The organism is Arthrobacter sp. UYEF20, from assembly GCF_040546335.1.
Classification (GTDB): domain Bacteria; phylum Actinomycetota; class Actinomycetes; order Actinomycetales; family Micrococcaceae; genus Arthrobacter.
Genome location: NZ_JBEPNP010000014.1, coordinates 48,101 through 63,375 on the forward strand (window position 1 = coordinate 48,101; position 15,275 = coordinate 63,375).

Sequence of the window (15,275 nt, forward strand, 5' to 3'; positions counted from 1 at the left end):
CCCAGCCTATGCCCGGGGAACGCCGTGACCCAGCAGGGCGGCCAGCACCCGCGCCATCGGCTGCCAGGCAAACCACCAGGCGCCCGCCACCACGGCGGCGAAGAGCACAATCCACACGACGGCGGGGATGGAGGTGGCCCGGAACAGCAGGTACGCGTCCGACGTCGGCAGCCGTTCCCGGCGCCGCAGATGGACGTTCGCCAGCTTTCCGAGGTCCCGGACGGCGGCAACCAACAGGGCGAGGCCGAGCACGATCATGACGTGGCCGGTGAATTCCGGCGGGACGAACAGCACGAGGAGCGCGGCGGCCAACACGGCAGCCGCAGTAATCAGCAGGCCCACCCCGTTGCGGATGAACACGAACGATGCCAGCAGCAGCAGGGTCCCCACGGACATCGCCGCCGGACCCCATCCGTTGAAGCCGCACCAGACCATGGCGGCCCCCACGACGGCCGGCACCGGATAGCCCCAGAACATGGACCAGACGGCAGACAGGCGGCTCCGGCTGTAGGTGGTGGTGGTGCCAGAGTGGTCCAGGCGCAACCGGATACCGCCGAGCCGCTGGCCCGTCATGAGGGCAGCGAAGGCGTGGCCGAGTTCGTGTGTCACGGTGGCCAGCAGGCCGAAGTATCGCCAGGTGGCGCGGGGCAGGGACATGGCGAAGGCCAGGAGCATCACGACGGCGAGCTCGGTGCCGGTGACGTGGGGGAGGGGCGACTGGCTGAAGCCGGCGATGATCCGGTCCCACCAGGTCCCGGCAGGGTTGTCCCCGAGGGGATTCGTCATGCCTTTCCCGAGGTGTGACGGATGCAGTAGGGAGTCCAGGGCCTGGCCTCAAGCCGCCCTTCCGCGATCTCCTCGCCGCAGACCTCACAGATGCCATAGCGGCCATCATCGATGCGGGCCAGGGCTGCGTCTATCTGGGCCAGCCCTGCCGTGCTCTGCTTCAGCAGCGCCGAGGCCTGGGACAGCTCGAACGCGATGGTCGCCCCCTCCGGATCGTGTTCATCGTCCACGTTGGAGTCCTGCCGGGCGGCGTTCACCGAGGTGATGTCCCGCTGGAGCGCGGGAAGGAGGGCTATTTTCCGGCGGCGCTCCTCCTGGAGGAGCATCCGGAACCGTTCGACGTCGACCATAGGCTGCAAGGCTAGCGCGGAACGAATCCCGTCGAAAAGCGGAAGCCGGCACCGAGCGGTCAGTAGACGGGCCAAAAGGCCCGTTCGCCGCGGACAGCCCGGCCCTACAGTGGGAAAAGAGCAGGAAATCGCGTGGGAAAAGAGCAGGAAATCGCGGGCTGGCCCCTGGACCGGGTCAGGTCAGGAGGGCAGCTTCATGGATGAGTCGGAGCCACGTGACCCCGGGCCGCTGAATCCTGAGCCGCTGAACCCCGCCGCCAAAGACACCGGGCCGCTGAACCCTGCCGCCAAAGACGCCGGCGAGGAAGCCGGCGCCCTTGAAGCCGTGGAGACGCATCATGGCAGCATGCTCAGGCGGCTCAATGCCCTCGCCTCCACGCTCACTCACGCCGTCAAGGCGGGGGATGCGGTGGCCGAGCACGATGCCCATGAAGTGCTGGTGGAATGGTGCGAAACCGAACTGGTCCCGCACGCGCTCGCCGAAGAAGGCCCCCTCTACGGAGGTGCCGGGGATACACCCGAGGGAAAACTGCTTGTGGAAGGAATGCTGGCCGAGCATCAGGTGATCGCGGGGCTGGTCGAGGACTTGCGCGGGGCCAGCGGGGTCGATGCCGCGGTGGCCGCCGGTGCCCTCCGGCATATCTTCGCCGTGCACGTGGACAAAGAGAACCGTCTCCTGCTGCCGCTCATCGAGGCGTCCCCGGGGCTCTCGCTTGCGCAGGCCGTGGGGGGCCTTTCCGAACTGGTCGGCGAAGCCCACGTGCGTCGATCACGCGCCGGCCGCGGGGGCACCGTCTAGAGTGGCCCCATGGCGGACGGTACGCACCACGACAACATTGACCTCGAAGCCGCGCTTTTGCGGGAGCTCGCGGCGGCGCACGGAGTAGGGACCACGTTCCGGGGGTGGGACGGCGTCGAACGTTCCGTACCGGACAGCACCCTCCGCGGTGTCCTGGCAGCGCTGGGTGTCCCGAGCCACGGGGCAGGGGTGATACAGCGGGCGCTGCACGAGTCCCGGCTGGCGCCGTGGCGGCGCGTCCTGCCGGCCGTCGTCGTCACACGCGAAGGGCAGGAAGCCCTCGTCAACGTCCACGTTCCGCACGGAAGCGACGTCAGCGTCTGGATTGTGGCCGAGGACGGCGGCCGGCAGGAGGCTGTCCAGCGGGAGAACTGGGACGAGCCCGTCGACGTCGACGGCGTCCTGACGGGACGGGCGACGTTCGCAGTCCCGGATGACCTTCCCCTGGGCTGGCACACGCTGCTGGCGGACGCCGCCGGCACACTGGCCGAGTGCGCGCTGGTGGTCACGCCGCGGCGGCTCCGCACCACCGAGGCGCTCGCGGGCCGACGGAACTGGGGACTGGCCGCACAGCTCTATTCCGTCCGCTCCTCCCGGTCCTGGGGGATCGGCGATTTCGCCGATCTGGCCGACCTTGCCGCGATCTCGGGGGAGGACGGCGCCGGCTTTGTGCTGGTCAACCCGTTGCACGCCGCCGAACCGCGCCCGCCGGTCGAAGACTCGCCGTACCTGCCCACCACCAGGCGTTTCTTCAACCCGCTCTACCTCCGGGTGGAGGAGATCCCCGAATGCGCGTACCTGGACCCGGCGGACCGGGCCGAGGTGCAGCGGCTGGCCGAACAGCAACATTCCGCCAACCTCTCCGCGGAGCTGCTGGACCGGAACGCCAGTTATGCGGCGAAACTGGCCGCCCTCGAGCTTGTGTTCCGGGTCCGGCGCGGACCGGCCCGTGCGCGCGGGTTCGAAGACTTTTGCGCCGAGCAAGGGCAAGGGCTCGCTGACTTCGCGCTCTGGTGCGCGCTGGCCGAGAAGTTGCCCCCGGAATCAACGGAATGGGCCGAGGAGGCAACAGCGCCGGATACCCCGTACTGCACCGAACAGCGGGCCCTGCTCGCAGACCGGATCGCATTCCACCGCTGGATGCAGTGGTGCTGCGACCGGCAGCTGGAAGCGGCGCAGCGCTCTGCCACGCAGTCGGGCATGGAAATCGGCGTCATTCACGATCTTGCCGTGGGGGTGAAACAGGGTGGTGCCGACGCCTGGTCCCTTGCCGGAGTGCTGGCCCGGAATGTCACGGTCGGCGCGCCACCGGACATGTTCAATCAGCAGGGCCAGGACTGGACCCAGCCGCCATGGCACCCGGTCCGGCTCGCGGAATCCGGTTATGCCGCCTACCGCGACATGCTCCGGACCGTGCTGCGCCATGCCGGCGGGATCCGGGTGGACCACATCCTGGGCCTGTTCCGACTGTGGTGGATCCCGGCGGGGGCAGGGCCGGAGCAGGGGACCTACGTCTACTACGACCATGAAGCGCTCATCGGCATCCTGGCCCTGGAGGCGCAGCGGGCCGGGGCGATCGTGATCGGCGAGGACCTGGGCGTGTTCGAACCCTGGGTCCGGGACTATCTGGCCGAGCGGGGGATCTTCGGAACGTCGATCCTCTGGTTTGAGCACGACGCGGACGGGCCGATCCCGCCGGAAAAGTACCGCCAACGGTGCCTGACCAGCGTCAACACCCACGATCTGCCGCCGACGGCGGGCTACCTGGCCGGCGAACACGTCGCCCTCCGCGAGTCCCTGGGGCTGCTGCAGCGTCCGGTTGACGAGGAACGCGCCGAGGCCGCCGCCGAGCAGGAGGCCGTGCTGGCCCTGGTCCGGGAGCGCGGGCTGTTGCCGGCCGGACCCGACGGCGGCCGGCAGGACGTGCAGGCGACGGTCGAGGCCCTGTACGCGTTCACGGCGCTGGCGCCGTCGTCGCTGCTGGGGGTGGCCCTCGTGGATGCGGTCGGCGAAACGCGGACGCAGAACCAGCCCGGGACCAGCGCGCAATATCCGAACTGGCGCATACCACTGGCTGGCCCCAACGGCCCTGTGCTGCTCGACGGGCTGCCGGACGATCCGCGGTTCCGTTCGCTGATCAGGACTGTCCGCACGTCACTGCAGCCAGGTATGAAAGAGTAAACGGGAAGGCACCCGCCGCTGCCGAACCCAACACCTGCGGTGGGTACCAGGCGGGTACCCAACGAAACGAGGAACACCATGACGCTGAAAGAGCGCCTGAAGGAAGACGTCGTCGGCCACATGAAGGCCGGCAACAAGACCGCACTGACGACTGTCCGCAACGTCCTGGGCGAGATCAGCACGCGCGAGAAGTCCGGCAAGACGCCCGTCGAGCTGGACGACGCCCAGGTGACGTCGCTGTTGCAGAAAGAAGCGGCCAAACGCCGCGACACCGCCCGCATCTACAACGAAGCAGGCGAGGCCGAGCGGGCCGCAGCGGAGGTGGCCGAGGCAGAGATCATCGAGGCGTACCTTCCGAAGGCACTGACCCGTGACGAGGTCGATGCCATCGTCGACGAGGCGGTCGCCGCGCTCAGGGCCGACGGCCAGGAGCTCTCCATGCGTTCCATCGGCGCAGTGATGAAGCCGGTCACGGCGAAGGTGGCAGGACGCTTCGACGGCAAGACCGTCAGCGAGATCGTCCGCGCCCGCCTGGCGTAGCCGGCAACGAGGGGGACCCGCGCAGCCAACCTGTCTGGGTCCTCTTTTTCAGGCCGCCAGGCTCGATTCGGACGGAGGCTCGGCGGACGTTCGGCCATCCGGGCCTCGCCGCTCATGGAGCAGTTCAGCAGCGCAGGGCGCCCACAGCTTTGGATGCAACCTGGATACTCATCCATCCGCGGCGGCCGGCATCCGCAGTCCGACTGTCGAGGTCCACACCCATGTTCTGCAGGATGGCGACCAGGGTCGCGTCGACGATGTCCTCGCGCAGCTCGCTCAGCCAGGCGTTCCGGATGTTCGGCATGACCGGCACCCGTGAATGGACGGTGATGAAGTGCCCGCCGATGAACGCCATAGCAATGCACGCCACGCCGACGACGACGAGCTTCAGCAGGTCCTCCCGGCTGGTTGCCACGATGGACGACGGGAATGCGATGAGGGCGCCCATCAGGACGAGCCGCAGCAGAAGGATTTCACGGGCGCTGCCAGAGGCGCGGCGCCGGAGCATGGTCGCGGCCAGGTGCTTGTCCCGCACGGACTGTGCCTTCAGCCGCCACTGCCGCTGGGAGCCGAGGTGCAGCGTGACCAGGGCGCGGCCGGCGGCCAGCTCCTCCGGGTGGGCTTTCCTCAACCCTTTCACGAGCGGGTCGGTCTTGTCGGCCCAGGAACTTGTCAGCCGGCGGTCGATGGCTGCGGCCATGTCATCCAGTCCCAGGCGGGCAGCCGCCTCGGCTGCTTCTTCGACGCGGACGACGGGCGCTGGCCCTGCCTGATTCGGTATGTGGGCTTCGGTGCGTGATCCGTACCGCGGCGAGCCGTCGGCAAGGCGGTATTCGTTGCTCATGGTTTCCCCCAAATTCGTCGCCTGGAGTGCTGATCGTTCGGTTGTCGCGCCGTGGCCGGTCCCGTCAACGTCGGCCGGTCCGGAATTCATTGTGCGGCATGGAGGCCCGGATGACGCTGACGGCCCGGTTTCGTTACGCCCCGCCCCGGAGCCGAAGGTGGTGCGAGTTCCTGGGCCACGGACGCGACGTAGCGGGTGTGGTTCCAGCCGCTGAGATCGACGCCCTCGCCTGCGACGGCCGCGGCCGTCACCTGGACGGCACAGGGGGTGTGCTCGAGTACGCGCGCTGGCGGAATCGTCCATCGCGCCGGCGCCATACTTCGAATCGCTGGAGATGCCGGCCTGGGATCGCCTGCCGGGTCAGGAAGTTTGGCGCGGCTCTTCGGTCGCGAGTTCCTTCACCCAAACAGGTGTGGGCTTGCCGAGGCGGCGGTCGGTAACGATGCGAAGCTGGGCCGCGGCGATCTGCATGGCCCGCTCGTCGTCGTCGACGTCGGAGGCCGCGGCCGGCTCGTTCCGGGAGGGTGCTGCGGCGAGGGGCTTTTTCCATGCAGCTTCCAGGACGGCCAGCTCACCGGGTCCTGCCAGGGGGCTTTCCCCAAGTACGCCGAGGACTTTCAGCCCGACGGTACCCCGCTTTTTGTCCCCGGACAGGACGGCGTCCAGTGCCCATTGGGTCCGCTTCCACCACTCGGAGCGGTTGTCAGCCTCGGACTTTTGGGTCAGGGCGCGTGCGTCGGCGGCAGTCCGCTGCCGGAGCGTGTTCCAGCCGATGAGCGCGGCGAGGGCGGCACCCAGGACGACCGCCAGAGGGCCCAAGGCAGCAAGAACCTGCCACCACTCGGCGGGCCCTGTGTGCACGAAGACATCGAGGGGGCTCGGAGACGGGGTCGGGTTCACGGGACCAGTTTAGGCCGCGGTCCGGACGGATTGCGGTGCTCCATTCAATGCGGCGTGCTCCCGGTGTGCCCGAGCGATCCCGGCGGCGATCTTTCCCAACTCCGGGGTGGAACTGGGCCTCGCGCTGGGAAGACACGAAAAAGCCCTGAAATCCTTGGATTCCAGAGCTTTTCCTGTTGTGCGCGGAGGGGGACTTGAACCCCCACCCCCTTTCGAGGACTAGCACCTCAAGCTAGCGCGTCTGCCATTCCGCCACCCGCGCAGGTGGTAATTCGGAGACGATTTCCGCCTTTCAGCGTTTCGCTTTTCTCCGAAGCAGCGAGAAAGACTCTAGCATGAAGTTTCCGGAAACAAATAATCGGGGCTTGTGGGTAGGCTGAAGCCAGCAATCAGCCCCCGCCACAAGGAGTGCCCCATGACTGAAATCCGGCCCGAGGACGAAGTTGTCAGGATCTGCCAGGAACTGATCCGGATCGACACCTCCAACTACGGCGACGGGTCGGGTCCGGGGGAGCGTGCGGCCGCCGAATACACGGCGGGACTTATGACCGAGGTGGGGCTGGACGCCGAAATCTTCGAGTCTGCTCCCGGCCGGGCCAGCGTGGTCACCAGGCTCGCGGGGGAGGACCCGTCCGCCAGCGCCCTCGTGGTCCACGGGCACCTGGACGTTGTTCCGGCCCTTCGTGACCAGTGGTCCGTTGACCCCTTCGGTGCGGAACTCAAGGACGGGCTGATCTGGGGCCGCGGCGCCGTCGACATGAAGGACATGGACGCCATGATCCTCTCCGTGCTGCGCAACTTCGCCCGCACGGGCCGCAAACCCAAGCGGGACCTGATCTTCGCGTTCTTCGCCGATGAGGAAGCCGGCGGCAAGTACGGTGCCCACTACGCCGTCGACAAACGTCCGGAACTGTTTGAGGGCGCCACCGAGGCGATCTCTGAAGTGGGCGGCTTCTCCGCCATCATCGGCGGCCAGCGCACCTATCTGCTGCAGACCGCCGAAAAAGGCCTGTCCTGGCTCCGACTCGTGGCCCACGGACGCGCCGGCCATGGCTCCCAGATCAACACGGACAACGCCGTGACTCGGCTCGCCGGTGCCGTCTCACGGATCGGTGAATACAAGTGGCCCGTGGAACTGACGCCCACCACCCGGCAGTTCCTGGACGGCGTGACGGAACTCACGGGGGTTGAGTTCGATCCCGATGATCCGGAAAAGATCCTGAAGGAGCTCGGCACGGTGGCCCGCTTCGTCGGCGCGACGCTGCAGAACACCACCAACCCGACACTCCTGAAGGGCGGCTACAAGCACAACGTGATCCCCGAGTCCGCCGAGGCCCTCGTGGACTGCCGGACGCTGCCCGGCCAGGAACAGCAGGTCCTGGAGATCGTCCGCGAACTGGCCGGCACCGGCGTGGAGGTGAGCTATGTCCACAACGACGTCTCCCTGGAAGTCCCCTTCGCCGGGAACCTGGTCGATTCGATGATCGATGCCCTGCACTCCGAGGACCCCGGCGCCAAGGTCCTGCCGTACACGCTCTCCGGGGGCACGGACAACAAAGCGCTGAGCCGGCTCGGCATCACCGGCTACGGCTTCGCCCCGCTCCAACTGCCGGACGAACTGGACTTCACCGGAATGTTCCACGGCGTCGACGAACGCGTACCGGCCGAGTCGCTGAAGTTCGGCGCGCGGGTGCTGGACACCCTGCTCACCAACTACTGAGCCTGAAACGACGACACACCATGAGCCCCGAAGATGTCCTGCCCGAGGCCCTGCTGGAGCGGATCCGCGGCCGCGCCGCCGGTTACGACCGCGACAACTCGTTCTTCCACGAGGATCTGGCCGAACTCGCCGCGGCGGGGTACCTGAAAATCTTCGTTCCAGCTTCCGACGGCGGCCTGGGACTGGGGCTCGCCGCGGCGGCGCAGCTCCAGCGGCGGCTCGCGACGGCGGCCCCGGCCACGGCGTTGGCGATCAACATGCACCTGGTCTGGACCGGCGTCGCGCACGTCTTGGCCGCCCGGGGTGACTCCTCGCTGGATTTCGTCCTGAAGGAAGCCGCCCAAGGGGAGATCTTTGCCTTCGGGAATTCCGAGGCGGGCAACGACTCGGTGCTCTTCGACTCCCGCACCGACGCGGTCCCGCAGCCGGACGGCGGCTACTCCTTCACCGGCCGCAAGATCTTCACGAGCCTCTCTCCGGCGTGGACCCGGCTCGGGATCTTCGGCAAGGACCCTTCTGCCCGGGACGGCGAGGGGGAGCTGGTGCACGGCTTCATCAGGCGGGACACCCCCGGCTACCGGATCCTGGACGACTGGGACACACTGGGCATGCGGGCCAGCCAGTCGAACACCACGGTGCTGGACGGCGCCGTCGTGCCGGCGGAGCGGATCTTCCGGAAGCTGCCGGTGGGCCCGAACGCGGATCCGCTGATTTTTGCGATCTTCGCCTGCTTCGAGACGTTGCTCGCCGCCGTGTACACCGGCATCGGCGAACGCGCGCTGCTGCTCGGCGTGGAGGCTGTCACGCGCCGTACCTCGTTCAAGAACGGCGGCCGCAGCTACGCCCAGGACCCTGACATCCGCTGGAAGGTGGCCGAGGCGGCGATGGCCATGGACGCGCTGTACCCCCAGCTGTCCCGCGTCACCGGGGACGTGGATGAACTGGCCGAGCACGGCAGCCAGTGGTTCCCGCAGCTGGTGGGACTCAAAGTACGGGCGACTGAGACGGCACGCACCGTGGTGGACCTCGCCATCCGGGTATCGGGCGGCTCAAGCTACTTCCGCGGTTCGGAGCTGGAGCGGCTGTACCGTGACGTGCTGGCGGGCATGTTCCACCCGTCCGACGACGAATCGGCGCACAACACGGTGGCTAACGCCTGGCTGGGTCCGCTGGAAACGCCGTAGCGGCGCGGTTGTGCAGGGCGGCCCAGCAAGCACATCCAACTTCTCGATCAAATTTCCGGCGAGCACACGGCCGAAGTTCGCAGAGCACCGGCAGAAACCTCCTTCAGGCCGCCGGAAGCTTAGGCGGGACGCCGGCCACAAGATGCTCTGTGCCCCCGGCAGCGTGGCCTCTTTCTCGGCCAAGCTTCCGGCTCGATTGAGGTCGGACCGTGACGAGCTCATAGGGGATGTCTGCACCGCATTGGCCATTGACAGAGGAACGCGGGTGGCCACGACGCCGCGGCCGCACAACGCCCCGACGTCAATGACGCCGGGGGATCCTGCAGACAAGTCCGCGCCGAACCGAGACGTGCGGTTGGGGCCGGCGCCGGCCCGGGCAGCGCTGACGGGCATGCTCCTACGGGGTGGGTGGGGAGAGACCGAGCCGGGGGTAGAGGACTTCGAATCCCTTGCTCAGGCCGCCGTTCAGCGCCCCGATTACGTGTCCCCCGTTAGGGACCTCGTAGTAGGTGACGGTCATTCCCGCGGCCGCGGCCGCTGCCGAGACATGACGGGCAGCCTCCAGGTAGACGGGATCGTCGGTTGAAGCCGTGAAGATGGCTTGGGTATCGCGATACGTCTGTTGCTTCATGATGTTGACCGGTTTTTCGGCGTCGTAGGCTGCCTGGTTGCCGCTGAACATTTCTTGGAGGTTGGCCTCGGGATCCTCTGCCCCCGGGTATTCTTCCCCGGATATGTCCAACACATTGCCCCAGATGGTGGGGTACTTGGCGGCGAAGGAAATAGCGCACTGGCCGCCGTGTGAATAGCCCGCGATGGTCCAGTATTTCGGGTCGTCACTGATGTTCAGGTGGCTTCGTGCCCAGTCGACCACGTCACGGTTGACGAAGGTCTCCGGTCGACCATGAAGGGTTGAATCGAGGCACAGGTTGTCGACCAGGGGATCCCCGAGCTGGTCCGCTACGATAACGATCGGCGCCAGCCCGTCGTGGCGTGCTGCATAGTCGTTCAGGACAGCCGCGGCGTACTGCGGGTCCGGATTGCCGGGCTGTCCCATCATCAAGACCACCAGAGGAAGATCCGGAGGATTGGGGACCCGTGCTGCCGGGGGCAGGTACAGACCCGCCGGCCGCGAGGGAAAACCGGAAATCTGCGCCGGGATGACGATCTGGGCCGTTGAACCCTCGGAGGGCATTCCTGCAGGCGCCTTCCAAGTTTCCCACAGGGGCACCTGGGGCGTGGCGGAATGGGGCGCGACCGGTCCCAAGTCAACCCTCGGGGCGAGGGGGACGCCCAGGAACGACGCCAGGGTCGGGTTCAGTCCGTAGAATGCGTTGATTCCCAAGGCCGCCGTGGCAGCGAAACTGAGAGCTGCCACCGAAGCGAGCACCTTCCGCCGTGGTCCGGATGTCCGGAGGTTCGCGCCGCAGATGCCAAGGCCGGCGAAGAACGCTATGACCCAGATGCGAACAGGCCACCCGAGGGGACCGCCGACTGCGTGCATGATCCGCTCCGCCACCAGTAGGATGACGGCCCCGACCGCGGCGCCGGCGGCGCCTGAGAGAACCGCAATGGCCACCAGCCTGCCCGAGCGTCGCACCAGAAGAACGGCGCCCAGGACCACGCTGAGCACGTAAGACACGACGATCAAAGGCCCGTCAACGATGTTGAGAGCCAGAACGTATTTTTCCATGGCACCTGCCGACCATATTGTGCGGCCACCGTCCCGCCGGAACTGCATCTTCCGGAGCACCAGAGCGGTGATACCGCTGAACCAATCCCGGACTGCCGGTCCGGTCACCGGGGCCGATCATACCGGCTGAAGATGGCAGCCGGCTGTGCGCGGGCGGCTGTTCCGGGCGCCGAAAAGATGTCGGCACCTGCTTGCCCCGGGTACCGGGCTGGTCCGGAGTCTAGAATTCCGGTATGTCCAGAATCCTGGTAATTGAGGATGACCAAACCATTGGCGGGGTTCTGGTGTCCGCGTTGAGCGCCAACGGCTATAGCGTCCAGTGGCAGTTGAACGGCGGCGGCGGGTTGGCTGCCGCGGCCGCGGGCGCCGATCTGGTGCTGTTGGATCTGGGGTTGCCGGACCGGGACGGTTTCGGCGTGTGCCGGGAACTGCGGAGTATTTTGCCTGGCGCCGTGATTGTGGTCCTGACGGCACGTCGGGAGGTCATGGACGTGGTCTCGGGCCTGGAATCCGGCGCCGATGATTACCTGATCAAGCCGTTCCGGGTCATCGAGCTGCTGGCCCGCGTCCGGGCACATCTGCGCCGTAACGCCGGGTCCGCCACCGATGCGGACGGCGCCTCGTCGGTGGTCGTGCTGGGATCGCTGAGGATCGATGGGGCGCGGCGGGCCGTCGTCGGCGAGGTGGAAGTGCCATTGCGGGCGCGGGAATTTGATCTGCTGCTCAGACTCGGGCGGGAGCCAGGACGGGTGGTGAGCCGGGAGACGCTGATGGCCGATGTCTGGGACGTCAACTGGTTTGGTTCCACGAAGACCCTCGATGTGCATGTGGCGTCGCTGCGGAGCAAGCTTGCCGCCGCAGGGCCGGGTACCGCGGGCACTCCAGTGATCAGTACCGTGCGTGGACGGGGGTACCGTCTGGAGGACCCGGGCCGTTCTGGCAAGTGAGGGCCGGGATCGCCCGAGGCCCGGCTCGTCAGGGTTCCCGCAGGGAATCGATCGCCGGGAGCCGCCGGGCGCGGAGGGCAATCAGGTCTGCTGTCAGGATGCCCGCCACGGAGGCGACTAGCAGGAGGGCCAGATACGGGCCGGGGACGGCCGGCGCCGCCGGGGGCGGATCGAATACGCCGCTGAGCACGGCAATCAGCATCAGGGATAACGCCCAGCCCGCGGCCGCCCCGGCGGCGACGCCTGCGACAGTGGTCACTGCCCCTTCGCTCAGGATGAACCCCCGCAGTTGGGACTTGGTGGCACCGAGCACCGTGGCAATGGCGAAGGTGCGTCGTCGCTCCACGAGCCCGAGGGCCGTCAACAGGCCCCCGGCCGCGAGGGCCAGGACCAGCGCGAAGCTCAGCTCGACCCGGGTGAGGCCGGTGAGGTCCACGGAGGTCAGGCTCGACCCGATGGTCGAGCGTACCGTGTCGATGCCCGTCACCGTTGCCGTGGGCCCGAGTTTCCGGGAGAGCTCGGCCGCCACGGCGGACACGTTCCGGCCCTCGGTGTTAACCAGGACGGTGCTGTTTGCCCCGTCGTGTGTGGCTTGTGCAACGTAGCCGGCGTTGGCTACGAAGAAGCTGTCCTTGGGTGCCGTCGGGAATTCGGTCACGACGCCGACGTACCGGAATTGGACGGGCGTGAGTCGGTGGGTGGCGGCGTCCTGCAGCCGCAGGGTCAGGCTGTCCCCGGCCTTCAACTGGAAGTCCGTTACGGTCTCTGCGCTGACCAGCACGCCCTCGGGATCGGCGGCGAGCCGGTGCATCATCTCTGCGGCAGTCGCGCCTTGGAAGTAGCCGTCCTGCAACGCGGCGGCCTGTGCGATGGATCCGGGGTTGACCCCGTACATGTCCTGGAGGTCAGCTCCCACATAGGCGTAACGGTGCAGAAGCGCTTCGACAGACACGACCCCGGGCGTACGGGTGATCGCCGGCCCGATGCCGGCGTCCAGCGTGGTGCCCGGCGGCGCCGTGACCGCGACGTCGGCGCCGTTGGTCAGCCTGGCATCGACCTCGGCCTGCTGCCGGTAGGTGGCGTTGAAGGTCGCCGTCGAGGCAGCGAAGGCGAGGGCCAGGGCAAGGACTACGACCGCCTGGCTGATCACCGACCGCTGCCGGACCATGCTCGCGGCCACGGTGGGGGCCAGATTCCCGGCCAACGGCCTGATGAACGCGGCGATTCCCCGCCGGCGGCGCAGGAGGACATCCATGACCCGCCAGATCAGCAGCCCTGTTCCGATCCAGAGCAGGGCCGGGCCCAGAAAGGCCCAGTAGTCGACGGAAATCGAAGCGACACCCTCCGGCGCCAGAACCAGCTTGTAGCCTGTCCCACTCGTTCCCAGAAAGGCCAGCAGGGCTGCCGCGAGGACTATCAGATCGAGACCGGTGCGCAGCCACCAGGGGGCGCGGTGGCGGCCCATCTGCAGACGCGCACCGGCGACCGTGCTCGTCCGATAGTCACGCAGGGCCGGTGCAACGAGGGACGCCCCGGAGATGAGAAGGCCTCCGGCGAACGCACCGGCACCCCAGAGGACCGCGGTGGCGGGGGAAGCCCCGAAAGCGCCCGACCCGAAGGTCGCTGCACCGATCACGGCCGCTCCGCCGAGCCCGGCCAGGCCGCCGGCCGCACCCACCAGGGCAGCTTCGAGGACCGCCACCCGGGCCACCTGGGCTGCGGTTGCACCTCGGGCGCGCAGCAGCGCCTGCTCCCGGCGGCGGCGCACCGCCCCCGTCCCGGCGATGCTGATGCTCAGGATTCCGGCCAGCACCGCGCCCGGCAGGCCAAGGAAGAGAAACAACACCTTGGAATAACTGGCGTCGCTCCGCGCCGCATCAAGGGCTGCCCCGAGGTTGTTCCCCACAATGCCGGATCCGGCCAGTGCCGCTTCCAGATTGCGGGCAGCGCCGCCCACGAAGATGAAGGCCTCGGCAGGGTCGGCTGGCAGTTCGCCGGACCGTTGGACGTGGATCTGTGTGGACACCAGGTCGGGGCGGGACGCAGACAGTGCGGCCGTGACCTTGGCGAACGTGGCGGCCGGCAACAGCACTATGTTATCCGGGGGCGCCGCAGGCTGGGACTGTGCCGGTGCGCCCACGGTCTGGAACAGCGAATTGGCCTGCGGGATATCCACGACACCCCGGACGGTGACGGTCTGTGGCGCCGTTCCCGCCAGCCGGATGGAAATGCTGTCTCCGGGGCCGACGTGGAGATTGGCGGCGGTCTGCTGTGCAATCAGGATCCCGGTGCCGGAGCCAACCAGTGTCCGGGTCTCGTGGGGAAAAGTAGACGCATAGTTCTCGGGCAGGCCCAGGACGATCCCCGGCCCGGTGGTCTGTGCGGAACCGCCGGCGGCGCTCTGAAAACCGTCCGTCCTGGCAAAACCCACGGGCAGGGCGCTTTTGACGCCGGGCGCCGCCGCGATGGTGGACAGGGAGCCTTGGACGTCTGAGCCTTGGCTGAGCTCCACCTGCCAGTCCACGGCCACTGTCCCGGCCGCCCGGGCAGTCATGGATGCCTGCGCGGCGGTCAGGAAGGAGCCCAGGCTGGCCACCAGGGCGACGGCGACGGCGATTCCGGCGGCGATGCCCAGCAGGCGGCCGCTGCGGCGGATACGAAGCCCGCGAAGCCATAGCCAGATCATGATGTCTCCTGTTCATCCGGGTCCCTCAGTCCGCCGTCCTGCATCTGCCACATCTCCGCCAGCATGCCGGCGATCAACGGATCATGAGTGGAGACCAGCAGGGCCGCGTCGAGGGAGTCCGCCGCCTGGATCAGAACCTCGATGACGTGGACCCCGGTGGCGTGGTCAAGCTGGCCGGTGGGCTCATCGGCCAGGATCAGCCGCGGCTGGCAGGCGAGGACACGGGCGACGGCGGCCCGCTGGGCCTGGCCGCCGGAAAGCTGTTCGGGAAGATTGCCCTCCAGCCAGTCGATCCCCAGCAATGCCAGGGCGTCACGGGCCGCACCGCGCGCCGCACCTTCCGGACTCCCTGCCAGGATCAGGGGCAGGGCCACGTTCTCCAATACATCCAGAGCCGGGATGAGGCTCGGGCTTTGAAAGACCAGGCCGACCGTGCCGGGTCCTGCAGGCTTTCCTGCCTCCACCAGCTCTCCCTCGATAGACCCGGACGTCGGCCGTACAAGGCCGGCCAGCAGGTGCAGCAAGGTGGATTTCCCTGACCCGGACGGTCCCATCAAGGCAACCCTGGCCCCCGGGAAGATCGCGCAGCTTACGTTCCGCACTGCCACGACGGCATTCGCCCCCGAACCGAACGTGAGTCACGCC

Annotated in this window: 13 protein-coding genes and 1 tRNA gene; 6 read left to right on the forward strand and 8 right to left on the reverse strand. The window is 67.8% G+C overall.

Annotated elements, in window-relative coordinates; translation table 11 throughout:
• Positions 1–6 precede the first annotated feature (6 nt).
• Together ABIB26_RS15675 and ABIB26_RS15680 are read right to left on the reverse strand one after the other, a co-directional pair.
• Positions 7–786 (reverse strand): M50 family metallopeptidase, encoded by a 780-nt coding sequence (locus ABIB26_RS15675; protein ID WP_354244977.1) that lies wholly within the window; start codon positions 784–786, stop codon positions 7–9.
• Positions 783–1,136 (reverse strand): TraR/DksA family transcriptional regulator, encoded by a 354-nt coding sequence (locus tag ABIB26_RS15680; RefSeq protein ID WP_354244980.1) that lies wholly within the window; start codon positions 1,134–1,136, stop codon positions 783–785. Before ABIB26_RS15680 ends, ABIB26_RS15675 begins: the two co-directional genes overlap by 4 nt.
• 196 nt (positions 1,137–1,332) lie before the next feature.
• Here ABIB26_RS15680 and ABIB26_RS15685 point away from each other — a divergent pair, with 196 nt between their 5' ends.
• The 3 genes from ABIB26_RS15685 to ABIB26_RS15695 all read left to right on the forward strand — a co-directional run bounded on the left by ABIB26_RS15685 (position 1,333) and on the right by ABIB26_RS15695 (position 4,656).
• Positions 1,333–1,935, forward strand: coding sequence for a hemerythrin domain-containing protein (locus ABIB26_RS15685; protein ID WP_354244983.1), 603 nt, complete (start codon positions 1,333–1,335; stop codon positions 1,933–1,935).
• A gap of 9 nt (positions 1,936–1,944) precedes the next feature.
• The gene (gene malQ / locus ABIB26_RS15690) at positions 1,945–4,116 is read left to right on the forward strand and encodes a 4-alpha-glucanotransferase (protein ID WP_354244986.1); all 2,172 of its coding nucleotides are present in this window, start codon (positions 1,945–1,947) and stop codon (positions 4,114–4,116) included.
• 78 nt (positions 4,117–4,194) lie between these two features.
• Positions 4,195–4,656, forward strand: coding sequence for a GatB/YqeY domain-containing protein (locus ABIB26_RS15695; protein WP_354244989.1), 462 nt, complete (start codon positions 4,195–4,197; stop codon positions 4,654–4,656).
• A gap of 124 nt (positions 4,657–4,780) precedes the next feature.
• Here ABIB26_RS15695 and ABIB26_RS15700 read toward each other — a convergent pair whose 3' ends face one another.
• The 3 genes from ABIB26_RS15700 to ABIB26_RS15710 form a co-directional block, all read right to left on the reverse strand.
• On the reverse strand, positions 4,781–5,500 hold the full coding sequence (locus ABIB26_RS15700) for a hypothetical protein (RefSeq protein ID WP_354244991.1): 720 nt from the start codon (positions 5,498–5,500) through the stop codon (positions 4,781–4,783).
• Positions 5,501–5,860: 360 nt separating this feature from the next.
• Complete coding sequence (locus ABIB26_RS15705) at positions 5,861–6,400, reverse strand: hypothetical protein (RefSeq protein ID WP_354244994.1); 540 nt, start codon at positions 6,398–6,400, stop codon at positions 5,861–5,863.
• Positions 6,401–6,579: 179 nt separating this feature from the next.
• Positions 6,580–6,662, reverse strand: a tRNA-Leu gene (locus ABIB26_RS15710).
• Between the two features lie 153 nt (positions 6,663–6,815).
• Between ABIB26_RS15710 and ABIB26_RS15715 the strand changes: the two genes are divergently transcribed.
• Together ABIB26_RS15715 and ABIB26_RS15720 are read left to right on the forward strand one after the other, a co-directional pair.
• The gene (locus ABIB26_RS15715; RefSeq protein WP_354244997.1) at positions 6,816–8,120 is read left to right on the forward strand and encodes a M20/M25/M40 family metallo-hydrolase; all 1,305 of its coding nucleotides are present in this window, start codon (positions 6,816–6,818) and stop codon (positions 8,118–8,120) included.
• A 20-nt stretch (positions 8,121–8,140) separates the two neighbouring features.
• Positions 8,141–9,304 (forward strand): acyl-CoA dehydrogenase family protein, encoded by a 1,164-nt coding sequence (locus tag ABIB26_RS15720; protein ID WP_354245000.1) that lies wholly within the window; start codon positions 8,141–8,143, stop codon positions 9,302–9,304.
• Positions 9,305–9,701: 397 nt separating this feature from the next.
• Here the strand turns inward: ABIB26_RS15720 and ABIB26_RS15725 are convergent, their stop codons facing one another.
• On the reverse strand, positions 9,702–10,997 hold the full coding sequence (locus tag ABIB26_RS15725) for an alpha/beta hydrolase (protein ID WP_354245003.1): 1,296 nt from the start codon (positions 10,995–10,997) through the stop codon (positions 9,702–9,704).
• Positions 10,998–11,230: 233 nt separating this feature from the next.
• Here ABIB26_RS15725 and ABIB26_RS15730 point away from each other — a divergent pair, with 233 nt between their 5' ends.
• The gene (locus ABIB26_RS15730; protein WP_354245006.1) at positions 11,231–11,944 is read left to right on the forward strand and encodes a response regulator transcription factor; all 714 of its coding nucleotides are present in this window, start codon (positions 11,231–11,233) and stop codon (positions 11,942–11,944) included.
• Between the two features lie 28 nt (positions 11,945–11,972).
• On the opposite strand, the gene ABIB26_RS15735 is transcribed toward ABIB26_RS15730, so the two are convergent.
• Both ABIB26_RS15735 and ABIB26_RS15740 read right to left on the reverse strand, forming a co-directional pair.
• A complete protein-coding gene (locus tag ABIB26_RS15735) occupies positions 11,973–14,630 on the reverse strand; it encodes an ABC transporter permease (protein WP_354245008.1) in 2,658 nt (885 codons plus the stop codon).
• On the reverse strand, positions 14,627–15,238 hold the full coding sequence (locus ABIB26_RS15740; RefSeq protein WP_354245011.1) for an ABC transporter ATP-binding protein: 612 nt from the start codon (positions 15,236–15,238) through the stop codon (positions 14,627–14,629). Before ABIB26_RS15740 ends, ABIB26_RS15735 begins: the two co-directional genes overlap by 4 nt.
• Positions 15,239–15,275: the final 37 nt, after the last annotated feature.

Excerpts from the sequence above, each read along its gene's own strand:
- ABIB26_RS15675 (WP_354244977.1), bottom strand. The coding sequence starts at position 786 with ATGACGAATCCCCTCGGGGACAACCCTGCCGGGACCTGGTGGGACCGG.
- ABIB26_RS15680 (WP_354244980.1), bottom strand. The coding sequence starts at position 1,136 with ATGGTCGACGTCGAACGGTTCCGGATGCTCCTCCAGGAGGAGCGCCGC.
- ABIB26_RS15685 (WP_354244983.1), top strand. The coding sequence starts at position 1,333 with ATGGATGAGTCGGAGCCACGTGACCCCGGGCCGCTGAATCCTGAGCCG.
- malQ (WP_354244986.1), top strand. The coding sequence starts at position 1,945 with ATGGCGGACGGTACGCACCACGACAACATTGACCTCGAAGCCGCGCTT.
- ABIB26_RS15695 (WP_354244989.1), top strand. The coding sequence starts at position 4,195 with ATGACGCTGAAAGAGCGCCTGAAGGAAGACGTCGTCGGCCACATGAAG.
- ABIB26_RS15700 (WP_354244991.1), bottom strand. The coding sequence starts at position 5,500 with ATGAGCAACGAATACCGCCTTGCCGACGGCTCGCCGCGGTACGGATCA.
- ABIB26_RS15715 (WP_354244997.1), top strand. The coding sequence starts at position 6,816 with ATGACTGAAATCCGGCCCGAGGACGAAGTTGTCAGGATCTGCCAGGAA.
- ABIB26_RS15720 (WP_354245000.1), top strand. The coding sequence starts at position 8,141 with ATGAGCCCCGAAGATGTCCTGCCCGAGGCCCTGCTGGAGCGGATCCGC.
- ABIB26_RS15725 (WP_354245003.1), bottom strand. The coding sequence starts at position 10,997 with ATGGAAAAATACGTTCTGGCTCTCAACATCGTTGACGGGCCTTTGATC.
- ABIB26_RS15730 (WP_354245006.1), top strand. The coding sequence starts at position 11,231 with ATGTCCAGAATCCTGGTAATTGAGGATGACCAAACCATTGGCGGGGTT.
- ABIB26_RS15735 (WP_354245008.1), bottom strand. The coding sequence starts at position 14,630 with ATGATCTGGCTATGGCTTCGCGGGCTTCGTATCCGCCGCAGCGGCCGC.